General features: G+C 69.6%; 18 protein-coding genes and 1 tRNA gene. 11 read left to right on the plus strand and 8 right to left on the minus strand.

Annotation, left to right across the window (positions count from 1 at the left end):
- Positions 1–684: 684 nt before the first annotated feature.
- The 3 genes from J2126_RS03010 (at position 685) to J2126_RS03020 (ending at position 3800) form a co-directional block, all read left to right on the plus strand.
- Positions 685–1185, plus strand: coding sequence for a GNAT family N-acetyltransferase (locus J2126_RS03010; protein ID WP_209483803.1), 501 nt, complete (start codon positions 685–687; stop codon positions 1183–1185).
- Positions 1186–1370: 185 nt separating this feature from the next.
- Positions 1371–2591: an ABC transporter substrate-binding protein gene (locus J2126_RS03015; protein WP_245327187.1), complete on the plus strand. Its 1221-nt coding sequence runs from the start codon at positions 1371–1373 to the stop codon at positions 2589–2591.
- A gap of 123 nt (positions 2592–2714) precedes the next feature.
- Entirely contained in the window at positions 2715–3800 is a 1086-nt protein-coding gene (locus tag J2126_RS03020; protein ID WP_209483805.1) for a DUF3616 domain-containing protein, read from the plus strand.
- Positions 3801–3861: 61 nt separating this feature from the next.
- Here the strand turns inward: J2126_RS03020 and J2126_RS03025 are convergent, their stop codons facing one another.
- Complete coding sequence (locus J2126_RS03025; protein WP_209483807.1) at positions 3862–4308, minus strand: DUF6790 family protein; 447 nt, start codon at positions 4306–4308, stop codon at positions 3862–3864.
- A 311-nt stretch (positions 4309–4619) separates the two neighbouring features.
- The gene (locus tag J2126_RS03030) at positions 4620–6056 is read right to left on the minus strand and encodes a class II 3-deoxy-7-phosphoheptulonate synthase (RefSeq protein WP_209483809.1); all 1437 of its coding nucleotides are present in this window, start codon (positions 6054–6056) and stop codon (positions 4620–4622) included.
- A 278-nt stretch (positions 6057–6334) separates the two neighbouring features.
- Between J2126_RS03030 and J2126_RS03035 the strand changes: the two genes are divergently transcribed.
- The 4 genes from J2126_RS03035 to J2126_RS03050 all read left to right on the plus strand — a co-directional run bounded on the left by J2126_RS03035 (position 6335) and on the right by J2126_RS03050 (position 9648).
- Positions 6335–6754 carry a DUF6152 family protein gene (locus tag J2126_RS03035; protein WP_245327188.1) on the plus strand — a complete coding sequence of 140 codons (420 nt, stop codon included), beginning with the start codon at positions 6335–6337 and terminating at the stop codon, positions 6752–6754.
- 2 nt (positions 6755–6756) lie between these two features.
- Positions 6757–7224: a hypothetical protein gene (locus tag J2126_RS03040; protein ID WP_209483811.1), complete on the plus strand. Its 468-nt coding sequence runs from the start codon at positions 6757–6759 to the stop codon at positions 7222–7224.
- A gap of 71 nt (positions 7225–7295) precedes the next feature.
- Entirely contained in the window at positions 7296–8585 is a 1290-nt protein-coding gene (locus J2126_RS03045) for a multidrug effflux MFS transporter (RefSeq protein WP_209483813.1), read from the plus strand.
- A gap of 166 nt (positions 8586–8751) precedes the next feature.
- Positions 8752–9648: an SHOCT domain-containing protein gene (locus J2126_RS03050; protein WP_209483815.1), complete on the plus strand. Its 897-nt coding sequence runs from the start codon at positions 8752–8754 to the stop codon at positions 9646–9648.
- 111 nt (positions 9649–9759) lie between these two features.
- Here J2126_RS03050 and gor read toward each other — a convergent pair whose 3' ends face one another.
- Positions 9760–11121 carry a glutathione-disulfide reductase gene (gene gor, locus J2126_RS03055; protein ID WP_209483817.1) on the minus strand — a complete coding sequence of 454 codons (1362 nt, stop codon included), beginning with the start codon at positions 11119–11121 and terminating at the stop codon, positions 9760–9762.
- Between the two features lie 141 nt (positions 11122–11262).
- Here gor and J2126_RS03060 point away from each other — a divergent pair, with 141 nt between their 5' ends.
- Positions 11263–13359, plus strand: coding sequence for a glycosyltransferase family 2 protein (locus J2126_RS03060; protein WP_209483819.1), 2097 nt, complete (start codon positions 11263–11265; stop codon positions 13357–13359).
- Between the two features lie 237 nt (positions 13360–13596).
- On the opposite strand, the gene J2126_RS03065 is transcribed toward J2126_RS03060, so the two are convergent.
- The 3 genes from J2126_RS03065 to J2126_RS03075 form a co-directional block, all read right to left on the minus strand.
- The gene (locus tag J2126_RS03065) at positions 13597–14157 is read right to left on the minus strand and encodes a DUF2059 domain-containing protein (protein WP_209483821.1); all 561 of its coding nucleotides are present in this window, start codon (positions 14155–14157) and stop codon (positions 13597–13599) included.
- A gap of 23 nt (positions 14158–14180) precedes the next feature.
- Positions 14181–14888, minus strand: coding sequence for a ribose-5-phosphate isomerase RpiA (rpiA, locus tag J2126_RS03070; RefSeq protein WP_209483823.1), 708 nt, complete (start codon positions 14886–14888; stop codon positions 14181–14183).
- A 163-nt stretch (positions 14889–15051) separates the two neighbouring features.
- Positions 15052–15510: a hypothetical protein gene (locus tag J2126_RS03075; protein WP_245327189.1), complete on the minus strand. Its 459-nt coding sequence runs from the start codon at positions 15508–15510 to the stop codon at positions 15052–15054.
- Positions 15511–15758: 248 nt separating this feature from the next.
- Here J2126_RS03075 and gph point away from each other — a divergent pair, with 248 nt between their 5' ends.
- Together gph and J2126_RS03085 are read left to right on the plus strand one after the other, a co-directional pair.
- The gene (gph, locus tag J2126_RS03080; RefSeq protein WP_394028250.1) at positions 15759–16448 is read left to right on the plus strand and encodes a phosphoglycolate phosphatase; all 690 of its coding nucleotides are present in this window, start codon (positions 15759–15761) and stop codon (positions 16446–16448) included.
- A gap of 123 nt (positions 16449–16571) precedes the next feature.
- Positions 16572–16646: transfer RNA gene (locus J2126_RS03085), tRNA-Val, on the plus strand.
- Positions 16647–16799: 153 nt separating this feature from the next.
- Here the strand turns inward: J2126_RS03085 and J2126_RS03090 are convergent.
- Both J2126_RS03090 and J2126_RS03095 read right to left on the minus strand, forming a co-directional pair.
- On the minus strand, positions 16800–17039 hold the full coding sequence (locus J2126_RS03090) for a hypothetical protein (protein WP_209483828.1): 240 nt from the start codon (positions 17037–17039) through the stop codon (positions 16800–16802).
- A gap of 1 nt (position 17040) precedes the next feature.
- On the minus strand, positions 17041–17250 hold the full coding sequence (locus J2126_RS03095; protein ID WP_209483830.1) for a hypothetical protein: 210 nt from the start codon (positions 17248–17250) through the stop codon (positions 17041–17043).
- 109 nt (positions 17251–17359) lie between these two features.
- On the opposite strand from J2126_RS03095, the gene J2126_RS03100 reads away from it, so the two are divergent.
- Positions 17360–18121, plus strand: a complete 762-nt coding sequence (locus J2126_RS03100; RefSeq protein ID WP_209483832.1) for an SOS response-associated peptidase — start codon at positions 17360–17362, stop codon at positions 18119–18121.
- The last annotated feature ends 20 nt before the right edge of the window (positions 18122–18141 follow it).

Below are 18141 nucleotides of genomic sequence, written 5' to 3' on the forward strand. Positions count from 1 at the left end.
GCCCATCCGTGGATCGCCCGGACACGCCGGGCGATGACGGCGATTTGGGGGAACAGCCCCTCTCCCCCCGAACCGCCCGTGCCCCCTCTCCCCTTGCGGGAGAGGGCTGGGGTGAGAGGTGTGGCGTCCTTTGTCCCGGCGCCTCCCAAGCCTAGCCAGCCCGCTCACCCCCGGCCCCTCTCCTGCGAGGGAAGAGGGAAGAGGGAAGAGGGAAGGCCAAGCGGCGCCCTCACGCGGTGATGCTCTCCCTTTTCGCGTGTCATCGCCCGGTTCATCCGGGCGATCCACCCCGCCGCCTGCGCGCTGTCCGTGGGGATTACCCCAGCCCATCCGTGGATCGCCCGGACACGCCGGGCGATGACGGCGCTTTGGGGGAACAGCCCCTCTCCCCCCGAACCGGCCGTGCCCCCTCTCCCGCCCGAACTCGGCTGTTGCCGAGTTCAGTTCGTGAAGGGCGAAGTCGGCAACAGCCGACTTCGCGGGGAGAGGGGAGGCATCCCCCCCCGCTGGACCTTCCGCGCGGGCCATGCTATCCGCCCGCCTTTCTCGTGAGGGACTTATGGGCCTTCGGCTTCAGCGACGACGACAGGGCACGGTGCGCATCCGCGCACGCGCCGTCACGCCTGCCTGAAGCCGGCCCGCCGAACTTGCGGGCCTTCCGCCCTGCCCTGCGAGTTTCTCCTTATGACCGAGCTTCCCCTCTCCATCGCCGTCGAGACGGCGGCCGACGATGCGGCTATCGACCGGCTGCATGAGCGCACCTTCGGCCCCGGCCGGTTCGCCCGCACCGCCTTCCGCATCCGCGAGCAGACCGGACACGAGCGCGCGCTCTCCTTCACCGCGCGCGTCGGCACCATGCTGGTGGGATCGGTGCGGCTCACGCGCATCACCATCGGCGGCACGCCCGCTTTGCTGCTCGGCCCGCTCACCGTGGAGCCGCCGTTCCAGTCGGTGGGCATCGGCGCGCGGCTGATGGAGCACGCGCTCGACGTGGCGCGCCAGCAGGGCCACCGGCTCGTGGTTCTGGTGGGGGACGAGCCCTATTACGCCCGCTTCGGCTTCCGCCGCGTGCCCTTCGGCCAGGTGACGCTGCCCGGCCCCGTGGACCCCGGCCGCCTCCTCGTCTGCGAGCTGGCAGACGGCGCCTTCGCCGGCGTCGCCGGCATGGTGAGCGGTGCGCGCTGACACGCGACGGTTACGCCCTTGGTCTAAGGCACAACTGGCGGGGCGGCTCTCGCTCCGGTAGCGTGGTCACGAGATGCGAAACGGTTCGTCAGGTTTCTGAACAGCCAGGGGAGGACGGCGCCGCCACGGTGCCGGCCAATGCGTTCCCGCGCGCCGCATCCGCGATGGAAGAGGGAGGAAGGACGATGACGTCTTCGATCATGCGGCATTCGCGCGCCTTGCTGGCGGCGGCGGCGATCGGCGCGCTGCTGACGGGCGCGGCCCGGGCCGACGACACCACGGTGAAGCTCGGCGTGCTCAACGACATGTCCGGCGTCTATGCCGACATCTCCGGCCCCGGCTCGGTGGTCGCGGCGCAGATGGCGGCCGAAGACTTCATGGCCAAGAACAAGGGCTTCAAGGTCGAGGTGGTCGGCGCCGACCACCAGAACAAGCCGGACGTGGGCGCCTCCATCGCCCGCAAGTGGTACGACCAGGAGAATGTGGACGCCGTCATGGACGTCACCACCTCCTCGGTGGCGCTGGCGGTGAGCGACATCACCAAGGAGAAGAACAGGATCTTCCTCGTCTCCGGCGGCGGCACGTCCGACCTCACCGGCGCCAAGTGCTCGCCCAACACGGTCCACTGGACCTACGACACCTGGGCGCTGGCCAACGGCACCGGATCGGCGCTCACCAAGCAGGGCGGCTCGCCGTGGTTCTTCATCACCGCCGACTACGCCTTCGGCGCGGCGCTGGAGCGCGATGCCTCGGCGGCGGTGAAGGCGGCCGGCGGCAAGGTGGCGGGCAGCGTGAAGCACCCGCTCTCCAACACCGACTTCTCCTCCTTCCTGCTGCAGGCGCAGTCCTCCGGCGCGAAGGTCATCGGCCTCGCCAATGCCGGCAACGACCTCATCACCGCGGTGAAGCAGGCGTCCGAATTCGGCATCACCCAGGGCGGCCAGCAGCTCGCCGGCCTGCTCATCTTCTCGTCCGACGTGAAGGCCCTCGGCCTGCAGGCGGCGCAGGGCCTGGTGCTCACCGACGCCTTCTACTGGGACCTGAACGACGACACCCGCGCCTTCTCCAAGCGCTTCGGGGCCAAGTTCAACGGCAAGATGCCCACCAGCGCCCAGGCCGGCGTCTATTCCAGCGCCATGCACTATCTGAACGCCATCAAGGACGCCAAGACCAAGGACGCGCCCAAGGTGATGGAGCAGATGCGCGCCACCCCCATCAATGACCCGCTGTTCGGCAAGGGCGAGATCCGCATCGACGGCCGCGCCATCCACCCCATGTACCTGCTCAAGGTGAAGAAGCCCGCCGACAGCAAGGGCGAGTGGGATCTGTTCGAGGTCGTCTCCACCATCCCCGCCAACGAGGCCTTCCGCCCCCTCAAGGACGGCAACTGCCCGCTGGTCAAGTAAGCCCAAGGCGGCCCCGCCGCCAATCCCGACCGGAAAGGCTCTCCCTCGCGGGAGGGCCTTTTTCTTTGCCACCGCCATGTGAAGCTGTATCTTCAAGCAACAACACGCCGGGCGGGAGCGACCATGCGCATGATTGCCTCGCTCGCGCTCCTGCTGATCTCCACCGGGATCGCGCGAGCCGAGATCGTCCGCTCCCCCACCAACTGGCGGGTGGACCCGGCTCCGTTCCGCACCGACAAGGACGCGAACACCAGCATCAGCGGCGCCGCCTGCGCCACCGGCACGTCCACCTGCCTCGTGGTAAACGACGAGACGCGCTTCGCCCAGTTCTTCACCCTCGGGACCGGCACCATTTCGCCCGGCGCGGTCATAGGACTGCTGCCGAAGAAGGTCGACGGCGCCCGGATGAAGGAGCTTGACGCCGAAGGCGCCGCCTATGTGCCGCCGAGCACGCCGGGCGCGCCCGGCCATTTCTACGTCACCGGCTCCCATGGCGCCTCGCGCGAGAACGGCGTGCAGCCGTCGCGTTTCTTCCTGCTCCGCTTTCCCGTGGATGCCGCCACCGGCCTGCCCACCTTCGCCTTCGGTCCCGGCGACCCGCCGCGCGAGATCCAGCAGACCTCCGCGCTACGGGCGGCGCTCGCCCGCCTGCCGGAGATCGGGACCTATGCCAAAAAGCCGCTGGATGAGAACGGCCTCACCGTGGAAGGCTTCGCCATCCTCGACGGCGAAGCCCTTTTCGGGCTGCGTGCGCCGTGCATCGGCGGTCGGGCCTTCGTGGTGCGCGCCCCGCTCGATCCGCTGTTCTCGGGCGCGCCGGTCACCGCCCGGACGAGCAGCCTTGCGATGGGCGACAACACCGGCATCCGCGACCTCGCAGCCGTGCAAGGCGGCGTCCTGATCCTCACCGGCCGGAGCAATGATGCGCGGCGCGGAAAGACCTATTCCTGCGAGCGCCCCGTCTCCGACACGGCAAACGACGCCATGGCCGGCGTGCCGGACGCCAAGGTCTGGTTGTGGAGCGGCAAAGACGCAGACGCGCCCCTTCTGCTCGGCGCCTTGCCCGGCGTGTCCACCGGGATGAAGGCCGAGGGCCTTCTGGTGCTCGCGGAAGACGCGGCCGGCTATCGCATTCTCGTCTGGTTCGATGGCCCGCCGGACGGCGGGCCCCTGGAATTCACCGTGACCCGCCCTGCGGCCGGCAAGTAGGTGACGCCGGCGATCCGGCTTCGAGCGCGCCTCCCGCAGGCGCGCCCGTGCCCCCTCACCCCTACAGCAGCGCGGCCGCCGCCAGCACAAATGCCATGGCGAGGTCGGAGACCATGGCGATGGTCTCGGTGCGGTTCTTCTCCGGCCGCAGGGCGTGCTTCACGCCGGCGAGGAGATAGAACAGCCCGCCGCCTACCGCCGCCGGCACGAGGAAGGACGGAAAGGCGAGGGAAAGCAGGCCGAGGGCGCCGAAGGTGATGTTGGCGAAGCCCAGCTCCTGCACGATCACCTGCGCTTTCGGATCGGAAATCTCGAAAATGGTCTCAGCCGTGAAGGCCGGCTGCGTCACCTGCTTCACGCCTGCGAGCCCCAGCCGCACACCGACGCCCCAGACCACGAACCACTTCAGCACCAGAGGCGCCAGCGCCCCGCCCGCCACCAGCGCCTCGACGAGGATACTCGCGAGCGGAGCGATCAGCATCAGCACGAGGATGGCGGCGAGATACATGGGGTGGGCTCCTCCGGAAAAGCCAAATGGCGTTTCTCCACAGTAGCGAACGCCGCCCTGATTTGCTGCGTCATCCCCCGCCTCGTGCGGGGGATCCACCCTGCGGCCGGGCAGGCTCCACGGTATGGTAGCGCCGGCAAACGGCGAAGTGGATGGCCCGGACGAGCCGGGCCATGACGGCAGAAAGCGACTGCCTCAGCCCAAAACGAAGAACGGCGGGCCGAGGCCCGCCGTCCGTTCAGTCTCGTCCCTGGAAGAACCGCGGATCACTCCGCGGCTTCGACCTTGTGGCGTCTCGTCGAACCCGCGGATCACTCCGCCGCTTCGACCTGCGGGCGGCCGCGGGCGAGGCGCTCGCGCTTGAGCAGTTCGGCGACCAGGAAGGCGGTTTCGATGGCCTGCTCGGCGTTGAGGCGCGGGTCGCAGAAGGTGTGGTAGCGGTCGCGCAGGTCCTCGTCCGAGATGGCGCGGGCACCGCCGGTGCATTCGGTGACGTTCTTGCCCGTCATCTCCAGATGCACGCCGCCGGCAAACGTGCCCTCGGCCGCATGGATGTCGAAGAAGGAGCGGATCTCCGACTGCACCCGCTCGAACGGGCGGGTCTTGTAGCCGGAGGCGGCCTTGATGGTGTTGCCGTGCATGGGATCGCACGACCACGCCACGGTGCGGCCTTCCTTCTCCACCGCGCGGATGAGGCCCGGCAGGTAGTCGCCCACCTTGTCGGCGCCGAAGCGGCAGATCAGCGTGATGCGGCCCGCCTCATTGTCCGGCTGGAGGATGTCCAGGAGGCGGATGAGGCCTTCCGGGGAGATGGACGGCCCGCACTTGATGCCGATCGGGTTGCGGATGCCGCGGAAGTACTCGACATGCGCATGGTCCGGCTGGCGGGTGCGGTCGCCGATCCACAGGAGGTGGCCGGAGGTCGCGTACCAGTCGCCCGAGGTGGAATCGACGCGGGTGAGGGCCTGCTCATAGCCCAGCAGCAGCGCCTCGTGGCTGGTGAAGAAATCCGTCGTCCGCATTTCCGGGTGGCTCTGCGGATTGATCCCGCAGGCGCGCATGAAGTCGAGCGCCTCGGTGATGCGATCCGCGAGTTCCTGGTAGCGCGAGGACTGGGGTGAATCCTTCACGAAGCCCAGCATCCACTGGTGGGCGTTCTCCAGATTGGCATAGCCGCCGGTGGCGAAGGCGCGCAGCAGGTTGAGCGTCGCCGCCGACTGGCGGTAGGCCTCGATCTGGCGGCGCGCGTCGGGCACGCGGGCAGCTTCCGTGAAGGCGATGTCGTTGACGATGTCGCCGCGGTAGCTGGGCAGGGTCACGCCGTTCTCGGTCTCGGTGTCCGAGGACCGGGGCTTGGCGAACTGCCCGGCGATGCGGCCGACCTTCACCACCGGCGAGCCGCCGGCGAACGTCAGCACCACCGCCATCTGCAGGAAGACGCGGAAGAAATCGCGGATGTTGTCGGCCGAATGCTCGTCGAAGCTCTCGGCGCAGTCGCCGCCCTGCAGGAGGAAGGCTTCGCCGCGGGCGACCTTGGCGATCTCGGCCTTCAGGCGGCGCGCCTCACCTGCAAAAACGAGCGGGGGGTAGGAGGCGAGCTTCTGCTCCACCTCTTCCAGCTGCGCCTTGTCCGGATAATTGGGCATCTGGAGGCCGGGATAAAATCGCCAGCTATCCGGACGCCAGCCTTCGGCGCGGCGGGAAGCCTCGGCGCCAGGGACGGGAGCGGACTGCGGGCGGGTCACCATTTGACTCTCCATTTGCATAAGGCCGGCCGGTTCTCCGGTCCGGTCCGTCCCGCTGGTGCGCCTCCGGCGTTCCTCTTGTGTTCGCGGGATCGGAAGGCGGGCTTATACACGAAGCCCGTCCGCACCGAAAGGATGCGACGCAACACAGCTGACGCCCCTGCCCGCTGACGCGACCGTGATGGATCGAGGCCCTCGGCCGACTTCTTTCCCTAGCGCAATGGCGCAAGGATCGGCCCCGGCCGTCCTGCGTTCCCGGTCTCACGGCGAAGGAGCCTTCCATGACACTCGCGCGGACACCGACACCGCGAACCGTTCGAACCCCTGCGCGTGCCGCCGGCGGTGCGCGTGCCGTCCGCCGCACCCTTGCGGCGGCGCTCGCCCTCTCGCTGCCGGCCGGCCTCGCCTTCGCCCATCACGGCTGGGGCAGCTACGACACGGCCAAGGCCTTCACCATGACCGGCCCGGTGCAGCACCTGGAATGGGCCAATCCCCATGCCCACCTCACCATCAGCCACGACGGCGCCACCTGGGAGGCGACCCTCGCCCCGGTCTCGCGCATGACCGCGCGCGGCCTGAGCGCGGAGATGATCAAGGCCGGCACCACCGTGAGCGTCTACGGCTATCCCTCCACCCGCACCCCCAATGAGATGCGGGCGGAGCGCATCACCGTGGACGGCAAGACGGTGGAGCTGAGATAGGCGTGGACGCGGCTTTTTCCCTCGCGGCCGCCGTCGAGGCCTCGGCCTTCGGGCAGGCGATGCGGGCGAGCATTTGGCTCTATCCGCTGGCGAACCTCCTGCATGTGCTCGGCGCCGCCTTGGTCGTCGGCGCGTCCGCCACCTTCGACGTGGCGGTGCTGCGGGGCGACCGCGCCTCGCGCTTCGTGCTGCGGGCGGGCATTCCGCTGGCCGCGCTCGGGCTCGCGCTCCAGATCGTCACCGGCGTCGCGCTGTTCGCGGCGGAAGCCGGACCGCTCATGCGCAACCCGGCCTTTCTCGCCAAGCTCGCCTTCATCGCCGTCGGCATCGCCAACATCGCGGTCTTTCACGCCGTTCTGAACCCGCGCGCGCAGCGGCCTTTGCCGAAAGGGGCGCGGGTCGCGGCGGCGGTGTCACTCCTCGCGTGGGCCGGTGCCCTTCTCCTCGGACGCGCCATCGCCTATGTGTGACGGCCCGTGGCGTCCCCCGCCATACCGTCCGAACGTGTCTGTTGCGGGACACGCCAACGCCCGAGCCTGTCATGTCACAGCCCCATCGCGCGCCGGCGCCGGCCTCCGCTTCCGCCGCGCGTCCGCGCGCTCCCGCCCCCGGACAGCCCGGCTCGGTCGGTCCCGGTTTCGTGGAGTTCGTGGCGCTCATCGCCCTGCTCATGGGCATGACCGCCTTCTCCATCGACAATCTCCTGCCCGCCTTCGGCGCGATCCAGGCCGACTTCGGGCTGGAGAATCCCAATCACGTGCAGGTGATGGTCTATGCCTATCTCATCGGCATCGGCGGCGCGCAATTCTTCTACGGCCCCATCTCGGACGTGCTGGGCCGCCGCCCCATCCTGTTCGCGGGCCTCGCGATCTATGCGCTGGGCAGCCTGCTCGCTTTGTACACCCGCGATTTCAACGTGCTCATCATCGCCCGGCTGATCCAGGGCATGGGCGCGGCGGCGGGGCGGGTGCTGGCCGTCGCCATCGTGCGCGACCGCTTCGAGGGGCGCGACATGGCGCGCATCATGTCGCTGAGCATGATGGTGTTCCTCACCGTGCCCATCATCGCGCCGGCTCTGGGCGGCCTCATCCTGCTCCTCGGCTCTTGGCACCTCATCTTCGTCGCCATGCTGCTGCTGGCGGTGGCGCTGTTCGCCTGGTTCGGCCTGCGCATGCCGGAGACGCTGCATCCGGAATATCGCATCCCCTTCTCGCTGCGCTCCATCGGCAAGGCGGCGAAGCTCACGCTCACCACGCGCCGCTCGGTGGGCTATGCGGTGGCCATCGGGCTCATGATGGGCTCGCTGATGGCCTATGTGGGCTCGGCCTCGCAGGTGTTCCAGACCGACGTCTACCGCCTCGGCAACCTGTTCCCCATCGCCTTCGCGGCGGTGGCGGGCATCATGGCGGTGGCGTCCTTCCTCAATGCCAGCCTCGTGCATCGCATCGGCATGCGGCGCCTCTCCCACGCCGGCATCCTCGGCTTCATCGCCGCCGGGGCGCTGATGGTGGCCTCGAGCCTCATCTGGGACGGCAAGCCGCCGCTGATCCTGTTCTGCGGCCTCGTGGCGGCGGGGCAGTTCCTGTTCGCGCTCACGGTGCCCAACTTCAATTCCATGGCCATGGAGCCGCTCGGCGCGGTCGCAGGCACCGCCTCGTCCTTCATCGGTGGGTTCACGACGCTGCTGGCCGCCGTGCTGGGCTTCATCGTGGGAAGCCATTTCGACGGCACCGTGATGCCGCTGAGCCTCGGCTACATGGTGCTGGGCGCCATCGCGCTGGTGTTCGTGCTGTGGGCGGAGAAGGGCAAGCTGTTCAGCCACCAGCATTAGCGCCGGCTGGGATAGGGCTGCCCTGCGGCATGGCTGCCCTGCGCCGCCAGGGCGACGTGCGTCGGCGAACTGTCCGCAAGGCGTGGTAAAAGAGGCGCCGACACCGACACGCTTGCGCCATTCCGCGCCTGCGGGATCGACCGATCAGGAGCCCACAGGAGCCCCGATGCCTCAGCTCTCGCCCGAAGGCCAGGCGGCCATCAACGCCATTTCCCAGCGCACCGGCTTCAGCCCGGATGCGGTGACCTCCATGCTGTTCTCGGTCATCGCCGGCAACGGCACCATGGCCCAGTTCAACCATCCCGAATTCGGCGGCTCCGGCCAGTGGATGGCGGGCGGGATGACGATGGTCTCCGACATGTTCAACAATTACCTCAAGGGCCGCGTGGACGGCCTGTGCAGCGAATTGTCGAACCTCGTCGCCAGCCAGCCCGGCCTCACCCAGAGCGGCAGCTTCCAGTCGCAGAGCCAGGGGGGCGGATATTCCGGCAGCGGCCAGTGGCAGACGAACGGCGGCGGCGGCTTCGGCGGCAACATGGGCGGGAGCACGGGCGGCAACCAGCCCAGCCTGTTCGTGCCGCAGGCCTCCGGCGGCTTCAACTGGTGGCCGGCCGATCTCGGCCAGCCGGCCAGCACCGGCGCGCAGAATGGCGTGCGCTACGCCTACTTCCCAGGCGCGCGCCGCCTCGCCATCGATCTCAATGGGCAGGTGACGGTCTACGACAGCCTCGACCACCAGATCGGCGGCTTCTCCCAGCAGCAGGGCGGATCGGGCAGCCTCACCTTCACCAGCCAGTACGGCACGGTGTTCGTCTCCAGCCTGCCCATCGTGAGCGGCGCGCCGCAGGCCCCCGCTTACGCGCCGCAGGCCCCGACCTATGCCCCGCCGCCGCCCGCCTACGATCCGCCGCAGCAGCAGCCGCAGTCGTTCGGCAATGCCCCGCCGCTGGGCCAGAACGAGGTGATCTCGGCCATCGAGAAGCTGGCCGACCTCCACGCCAAGGGCATCCTCAGCGACCAGGAATTCAGCACCAAGAAGGCCGAGCTGCTCAGCCGGCTGTGAGGGGGCGGGGCCCTCCGCTCCGCCGTCACCAGCCCGCGAAGTCCAGGGACAAACGGCGCCATGGGTCCTCCGGTCGAGCCGGAGGACGACGGTGACAACAGTCTTCTTCGGTCACGGCGCCTTCGTGCGCAGCGTCACCAGTTCTTCCGCCGCGGTGGGATGCACGGCGATGGTGCGGTCGAAATCGGCCTTGGTCGCCTTCAGCCCCAGCGCCACGGCGGCGAGCTGGATCATCTCGGCGGCGGCATCGCCCATGATGTGCACGCCGAGCACCTGGTCGGTCTCGCCATCCACGATCAGCTTCATGAAATCGCGCGTCTCGCGGCCGGAGAGGGTCGCCTTCAGCGGGCGGAAGCTGGTCTTGTAGATGTCCACCGGCCGGCCGGCGGCCCGCGCCGCCTCTTCCGTGCAGCCCACGGTGCCGATCTCCGGCTCCGAGAAGACGGCGGTGGCGATGAGCGAATGGTCCACCGTCCACGGCTTGTTGCCGAACACGGTGTCGGCGAAGGCGTGGCCCTCGCGGATGGCGACGGGGGTGAGGTTGACCCGGTTGGTGATGTCGCCCACCGCGTAGATGGAGGGCACATTGGTGCGGCTGTGCGCATCCACCACCACCGCGCCAAGCTCGTCCAGCGCGACGCCCACGGCCTCGAGGCCGAGATTGCGGGTGCTGGGAATGCGGCCGATGGCGAGCATCACCTCGTCCACCTCCACCTCCGAGCCATCCGAGAGCACCACGCGCTTGCCGCCGGAGACGGCCTCGATGGAGGCGAGGGTCTTGCCGCTGACGAGCTTGATGCCGGCGCGGGCCATCTCCATCTCCAGATGCTCGCGCACCTCCATGTCGAAGCCGCGCAGCACCTTGTCACCGCGATAGACCAGCGTCACCTCGGCGCCCAGCGAGCGGAACAGGCCGGCGAACTCGACCGCGATATAGCCCGCGCCCTGGATCAGGATGCGGTCGGGGAAGCTCCTGAGGTTGAACGCCTCGTTGGAGGTGATGGCCAGCTCGCAGCCGGGAATCTGCGGCCCGAGCGCGGGATGGGCGCCGGTGGCGAGCAGGATGTGGCGCGCCGCCACCTCCTCGCCCGTCGCGAGGATGCGCACGAGATTCGGCCCCGCCACCACCGCGCGGGAGGCGACGACCTCCACCCCGGCGGCCTCGGCATTGCGCTTGTAGATGCCCTCGAGCCGGGCGATCTCCTTGTCCTTGTTGGCGACGAGGGTCAGCCAGTCGAACTCGGGCGCGCTCACCCGCCAGCCGAAGCCGGCCATGTCGTCGATGTCGTGGGCGTAGCGGCCGGCATAGACGAACAGCTTCTTGGGCACGCAGCCGCGGATGACGCAGGTGCCGCCCATGCGGTACTCCTCGGCCATCATCACCTTGGCGCCATGCTGGGCGGCGATGCGGCCGGCGCGCACGCCCCCCGAACCGCCGCCGATCACGAACAGGTCCACCTCGCGCTGTGTCATATGTCGGCTCCCGCCAGATCCCGATGCGTGGCGGGTGGCTTGAAGGAGCCGCGCCGGGGCGTCAAGCAAACTCGCCGTGGGCCGGCCCGCTTGCCGCTTCTGCACATAGGTGCTTCAACGCGGCATTGAATACGGACGCCGATGCACGAAACCGAGATCCCTCCGCTCTGGCTGAAGAGCGCGTCCACCGCGACGGGCGGGACGGGCTTCGCCTTGCCCCCCGTGCTGCGGCTGCGCGCCCGGCGCGGGGCGCTCGCCATCGTGCTGGCGGGCGCGGGCGCCGACGGCCCCCTCTCCATCGCGTTCGATGCGGGGACAGGCGCGGGCGAGACCTTGCTGCCCGGCGTGCCCACCGTGGCGCTGGTGCCGGCGGGGGCGACGCGCATCGCCGTCGCGGGCGCGCCGCCGGGCTTCCGGCTCGGCTATTACCCGGTCCACAAGGTGGCGCTGAAGCTGCACGCCTTCGCCAATGGCCGGTTTGAAAATCTCGGCCTGCCGCGCCGCTGGAGGGCGGCCGGCGTCGCCGCCCGCACCCTGCGCGGGGCGCTTCATGCCCTCGTCTCCGCCGCCCCCGCGCGCCGGCAGGCCGAAGCGGCGCGCTACCGCGCCTTCCGCACCCGATTCGTCGGCGATTTCGCCGAGGTGGCCGCGCCTGGCGCCGCCCCCCGGCTGAGCCTGCTGACCGATGGCGGCAGCGCGAGCCCGGCCGATCTTGCCGCCTGCGCCGCCGCCCTCGCCGTGCAGACCGACCGGAATTTCGAGTGGGTGGTGGCCCTTCCCTCCAATGCGCCGCCCGCGCTCGCAGAGGCCGCCACCGGCGCGCGCGTGGTGACGGCCGAAGGCGGCCCCGCCGCGCGCCTCGCCGCCGCGCTCACCGCCACCGAGGGCGGGCTGGTGCTGTTTCTCGACGCCGCAGCCCGCCCTACCCGCGATGCGGTGGCGCTGATCCGCGATGCCTTCGCGCAGCATCCCGACTGCGCCCTCGCCTCCGCCGACGAGGAGCGGCTGGACGACGAGGGCGCGCCGCTCCATGCCGTCTACCACCCCGCCTTCAACCGGCACCTCATGGAGGCGTCGGGCTATCTCAGGCGCTTCGCCGCCCTCCCCCGCGCCGATGCGCTGCGCCTCGGCCTCGATCCCGCCGCCGGCGCCGCCGCCGTGTTCGACCTGCTGCTGCGCCATGCTTCGGCGCTGCCCGAAAGCAGCATCCGCCATGTGCCGCGCGTTGCGGTGGGGCTGAAGGGCCACCCGCCCGGCTTCGCGCCGGAGGAGATCGCAGCGGCGGCGGACGCACTCTCCCGCCTGCGCGGCGTGGAGGTCGAAACCATCGGCCGCCACCTGCGGCCGCTCTATCCCACCCCCGCGCCGGCTCCGCTCGTCTCCATCGTCGTGCCCACCCGCGACCGCGCCGCGCTGCTCTCCGTGGCGCTGCGCTCGCTCATCGCAGTCACGAGCTATCGCGCGTTCGAGATCATCATCGTGGACAACGGCTCGGTGGAGCCCGCGACCTTCGCGCTGTTCGACGAGATCAAGGCCCTGTGGCCGGCGACACGGGTGGTGCGGGATGACGGGGACTTCAACTTCCCCCGCATCTGCAACCTCGGCGTCGATGCGGCGCAAGGCGACATGATCCTCCTCCTCAACAACGACGTGGAGGTGATCGAGGCGGGCTGGCTCGGCGAGATGGTGGCCCTCGCATCCCTCCCCGGCGCGGGCGTCGTGGGGGCGAAGCTGCTGTTTCCGGACCGCACCATCCAGCACGCGGGCGTCATCGCCGGGCTGTTCCGCTATGCCGACCACTGGTTTGCCCACAGCCCCGCGGATGCGCCGGGCTATGAGGATCGCCTCCTCGTGCGGCAGAACCTCTCGGCCGTCACCGCAGCCTGCCTGCTCATCCGCCGCGACGTGTGGGACGCCATCGGCCCGCTGGACGCCGAGCGTTTCGCCGAGGATTGCAACGACATCGATTTGTGCCTGAGGGCGCGGCGGGCGGGCTATGACGTGGTGTGGACGCCCTTCGCCACCCTCCTCCACTACGAATCCGCCTCCCGCGGCAAGAAGCGCTCGCGCGAGCACCGGGCGCGCCTGAAAGCGCAGCGGGCGCGGATGGAGGCCATCTGGCACACGTCCACGCTGGTGGACCCGCACTACAGCCCCAACCTCGACCGCAAGAGCCTGTTCGCCGCGCAGGCCGAGGCGCCGGAAGGGCCGCGCGGGCCGCGCACGGGCGAGGTCTAGGGGCTGCGGCGAAAGGCCGGGAGCGAGTGACCGGAGAGCGGGCCGTCATCCCCCGGTTCATCCGGGGGATCCACGGGGTGGCCGGGCCGGCTTTCCGTTATCGCACACTGCTCCAGCGGCGGGGTGGATGCCCCGGACGCGCCGGGGCATGACGGTGCAAAGGGATGACTTGCGCCAATAAAAAGGCCGGCCCCAGCGGGACCGGCCTGTTTCGTATCTTTGAAACTGCCAGCGCGATCAGAGATCGACGCCGCGCTTCTTCATCTCGGCGCGCACGCGCTCCATGGCCTGGGCGTTGATCTGCGCGCCCCACGCCTGGATGCCCTGCACCGCCTCCTGCACGATCACCGGACGGTCCTGCACCAGCTTGATGCCGGTGGGGCTGCGGAAGAAGGCGATGGCCTCCTTCAGCTCGGTCTCGGTGAAGCGGGTGGCGTAGGAGGTGGCGAGGATGTCGATGACCTCGGCCTGACGCTTCTCGAACTCCGGCCGCACCAGCACCGCCACTTCGCGCAGCTGCTTGGCGAGGTCGGGGTTGGTCTGGAGGAAGGAGAGGGCCGCGCCGTCCACGATGTTCGGGATCACGCCCTCGAAGGCCCGGCTTTCGCCGTTGGCGGTCACCAGGTCGCGGGCGAGCTGGAGCAGCGCCGGCGAAGGCTTGGCCGCGGGCGCGGCGGCGGGGGCCGCCGGACGGGTCTGGGCGCCGGCCACCGGCGCGAGAAGCGCGGCGGCCGGAACCGACAGCGCCGCGGCGACGAAAAGCTGCCGGGCGAGGCGGCCGGAAAGGGGATGACGCATGAAAATCTCCGGAAAGGGGAAAGCTAGAAGCTGCCGGGCTCCAGCTCGGTGATGCCGTCCTTGCCGGCGAGCACGGCGCGCCGGGCGAGGCCGATGAACAGTCCGTGCTCGACGACACCGGCCACCTGCGCGACCGCTGCGGCAAGCGCGGCGGGGTCGGGGATGCGGCCGAGATGGGCGTCGAGGATCAGGTGCCCCTGATCGGTGACGAAAGGATGACCGTCGCCGTCGCGGCGCACGGTGATGTCACCGGCGCAGCCGGCGCTGCGGATCGCCTCCGCCACCTGCCGGGTGATGGCGTTAACGCCGAAATCCACCACCTCGATGGGCAGCGGGAAGCGGCCGAGCATCTCCACCTTCTTCGAGGCATCGGCGATGACGATCATCTCGCGGGCGGCGCTGGCGACGATCTTCTCGCGCAGCAGCGCGCCGCCGCCGCCCTTGATGAGGGCGAGGCCGGGGCCGATCTCGTCCGCGCCGTCGATGCACAAATCGAGCGGGCCGGCCTCGTCCAGCGTCGCGATCGGCACGCCGAGGGACACCGCCTGCGCCAGGGTCTGCTCAGAAGTGGGGACGCAGAGCACGGTGAGGCCGCCGTGGACCTTCTCGGCCAGAAGCTCGACGAAATGCCGGGCCGTGGAGCCGGTGCCGAGGCCGAGGCGCATGCCGTCGGTCACATAGGTGAGGGCGTGGGCGGCGGCGCGGCGCTTCAGGTCTTCGGCGTGGACCATTGTGTTTCCTGCCTCGATGTCCTTGAAACGTCGGCGCGACCCGGCCCGGATGGGCCACGCCGCGACGGCGCTTCTGTTCTGGCGGAACGGCGGGACCGCCCTGCTCCGGCTCTAGCCCCGATCGGGCCGCCGGACAAGCCGGCGCGACGCCCCACCGGGTGCCCTAGCGGGCCGCCGGGGTGCAGACGAGGCTCGAATCCGTGCCGCCGGCCGCGCGCGCCGTCTCGCGCACGTAGCAGATGCTCATCTCGCCGGTGTCGCGATTGACGCGGAAGATGCCGGTTTCCCCCTCGTAGCGGGTGGGCACCAGCGCGTAATTGCCCGCCTTCTGCGCCCCCGCCCCCTCGCCCTGCGCGAAGCAGAAGGTGACGCCCACGCCGGCCGCGTTCGGCCGCTCGAACTGGCAGACGTTCATCTCCCCGGTCTGGCGGTTGATGCCGTAGACCCGGTTGGCCTGCGCGGAGGGCGGCGCGGCGAAGTCGAAGCCGGCTCCCCCCGGCGCGGCGGCGGGCTGGGCAACGGCGCCACCGATGCCGCCGAGACCGGCGGCGAGGGCCACCGCGAGCAGCATCGCCGGAGTGCGGCGCGCCGCGCGCGCGTTGCGAAGGGGAGTGGTCCGCATTCATGCCTCCTGGAAAGCCCACACGCCACGGCTTGGGCGCAGCCGTGGACTGCGCGCCGGGGCCGCAGCCCTCGAATCCCCGCGACGCTGGCGCGAAAAAGCGGCAGGATTTAAGGCAGAAGGCGAGGATATGCTCCTTGCCGACCCTTTCCCCGCTGCCGGCGCCAGCGCCCGGAAGGGGCGGCCAACCGATCCCGGCGGCCATCGTCTGCCCCGATACCGCCACGCTGAAGGACCGCGCCATGACCTTGACCGCACAGCCCCGTCCCCTCGTCGCCTTCGATCTCGACGGGACGCTGGTGGACACCGCGCCCGACCTGCTGGACGCCCTCGACCTCGTGCTCTCCGCTCACAGGATCCCCCCCGTGGACCGCGCCGAGGCGCGCAACATGATCGGCGGCGGGGCCCGGCTCCTCATCGTGCGGGCGCTGAAGAGCGAGGGCATCGACCTGCCGGACGAGGAGATCGCCGCCATGACGCAGCGCTTCATCGCCCATTATGCCGAGAACATCGCCGTGGGCTCCCGCCCCTTTCCCGGCCTTCTGGAGGCGCTGGACCGGCTGGAGGCGAAGGGCGTGGCCCTCGCCGTGTGCACCAACAAGCTGGAGCACCTCGCCCGCCTGCTGCTCGACGCGCTGGAGCTGACGCCGCGCTTCGCCGTCATCACGGGGGCCGACACCTATCCCCGCTCCAAGCCCGATCCCCTCCCCCTCATCTCCACCATCTCGGCGGCGGGGGCGGACGTGGCGCGCTCCATCATGGTGGGCGACAGCATCACCGACGTGCTGACCGCCCGCGCCACCGGCGTGCCCGTGGTGGCCGTCTCCTTCGGCTATACGGAAACGCCCCCCGGCGAACTCGGCGCCGACCTTCTGATCCACCATTTCGACCAGCTGGAAGAGGCCGTGGACGCCTTGCTGGCCAAGGCTTCGGCCTAGGTTCCGGCCCGGCGTCGGCGCGGGCGCCGGCCCGAATGATCCACAGGCAGGCGCGGCCCTCGTCGCGTCCGCCCTTGACAGGGGAGGCCCTGCGGCTCTAAACGGCCCTCCTCGCAATGGCGCGGGCGATTAGCTCAGCGGGAGAGCACTCCCTTCACACGGGAGGGGTCACAGGTTCAATCCCTGTATCGCCCACCATTCCAACCTAAGTCTCCGCAAGGTTTTTCGAGGAGCCGGCGCGTTGCGCGGTCTGGCGCAGGCCGGCGAACGCTTGCGGAACATGGCGGAGATATCCGGGGAAAATCCGGGGAGTCTGTTCCGCCTTCGGTCCCGCCCTCCCCGGCTGCGGCATCAGCGGATCAGATTTCGCGCCCGCTCCTCCGCGTCAACCTTATCCGCGAACGGCGACCGTCTGAGGACGCGGGTTCCGTGCCGAAGAAGCAGATAGCGAACCTGGCGCTGCGTGAGTGCGGCATCGAACGCGGCCAGGGCCACAACGACGTTTCCGCATGAAGCGACAACATCCACGACCCGCATGCCGGCGTCGTCCCATTCCTCGACGTTGAACCCACCCTCCACCTTGCCGCCCATGTCAGTCCCCCAGCGCGTGGCGGCGGCGGCGGAAGCCGAAGGAGGCGTCGGCCTTGATCTGCGACATCTCGCGCTCAAGGTAGGCTTGGCCCACCAGGAGCGCGCGGATGGTCGCCCGAGCATCCCCGTCGCAGGCCGCGAGGGCCTCGTCGATCTCCGCATCGCTCACATCAAAAGGGGTTAGCTCGGCGGGCGCGGGCTCGCTCGACATGGCCGTCTCCAGTACTGATCTGCTCTATCGTTGCCACGGGAACGAAAAGAGAACAAGCCGCTATATGTAGGGGCTGGCGTTCGGCCGCAGCGGGCCGTAGCGTCGGGTCATGTGCAATCTCTACAGCCACACCTCGAACGTGCAGGCGATCATCGACCTGGCGCGCGCGACGCGGAATCTGGCGGGCAACCTGCCCCCACAGCCCGGCATCTTCCCGGACTATGAGGCGCCCATCGTGCGGACCGGTGCCGACGGCGCGCGCGAGATCGCGGTGGCTCGATGGGGCATGCCGTCGTCGCAGCTGGCGCTGATGGAGGCGGCGAAGAAGCGCGCGGCGAAGCTGGAGGCCAAAGGGCAGCCAGTCGACTTCAAGGAGCTGCTGCGTCTGGAGCCGGACAGCGGCACCACGAACATCCGCAACACCTCGAGCAGGCACTGGCAGCGCTGGCTCGGGCCCGAGAACCGCTGCCTCGTGCCGTTCACCAGCTTCAGCGAATTCAACAAGGCCGCCGGCGGGGATATTTGGTTTGCGTTCTCGGAGGAACGTCCGCTCGCCTTCTTCGCCGGAATCTGGACGCCCAGTTGGACCTGCGTCCGCAAGATGAAGACGGGCGTCGAGACCATGGACCTTTTCGGATTCCTCACCACGGAGCCGACAGAGCCCGTCGCCAGCATCCACCCCAAGGCGATGCCTGTGATCCTGACGGAGCGGGGGGAAATCGACTCATGGTTGCGCGCACCATGGGAAGAGGCAAAAGGATTGCAACGGCCTATACCGCCCTGGACCCTTGAAATTGTCGCGCGCGGAATCCGAAGCGATTATGCAGCTTTGCTGTCCCGCTCGGAGTCAGGCCCAGATTCGTCACCCTGAGAGCCGCGACCCTTCTGAAA

Origin of the sequence: Xanthobacter flavus (assembly GCF_017875275.1) — a bacterium.
In the GTDB taxonomy this organism is placed as follows: domain Bacteria; phylum Pseudomonadota; class Alphaproteobacteria; order Rhizobiales; family Xanthobacteraceae; genus Xanthobacter; species Xanthobacter flavus_A.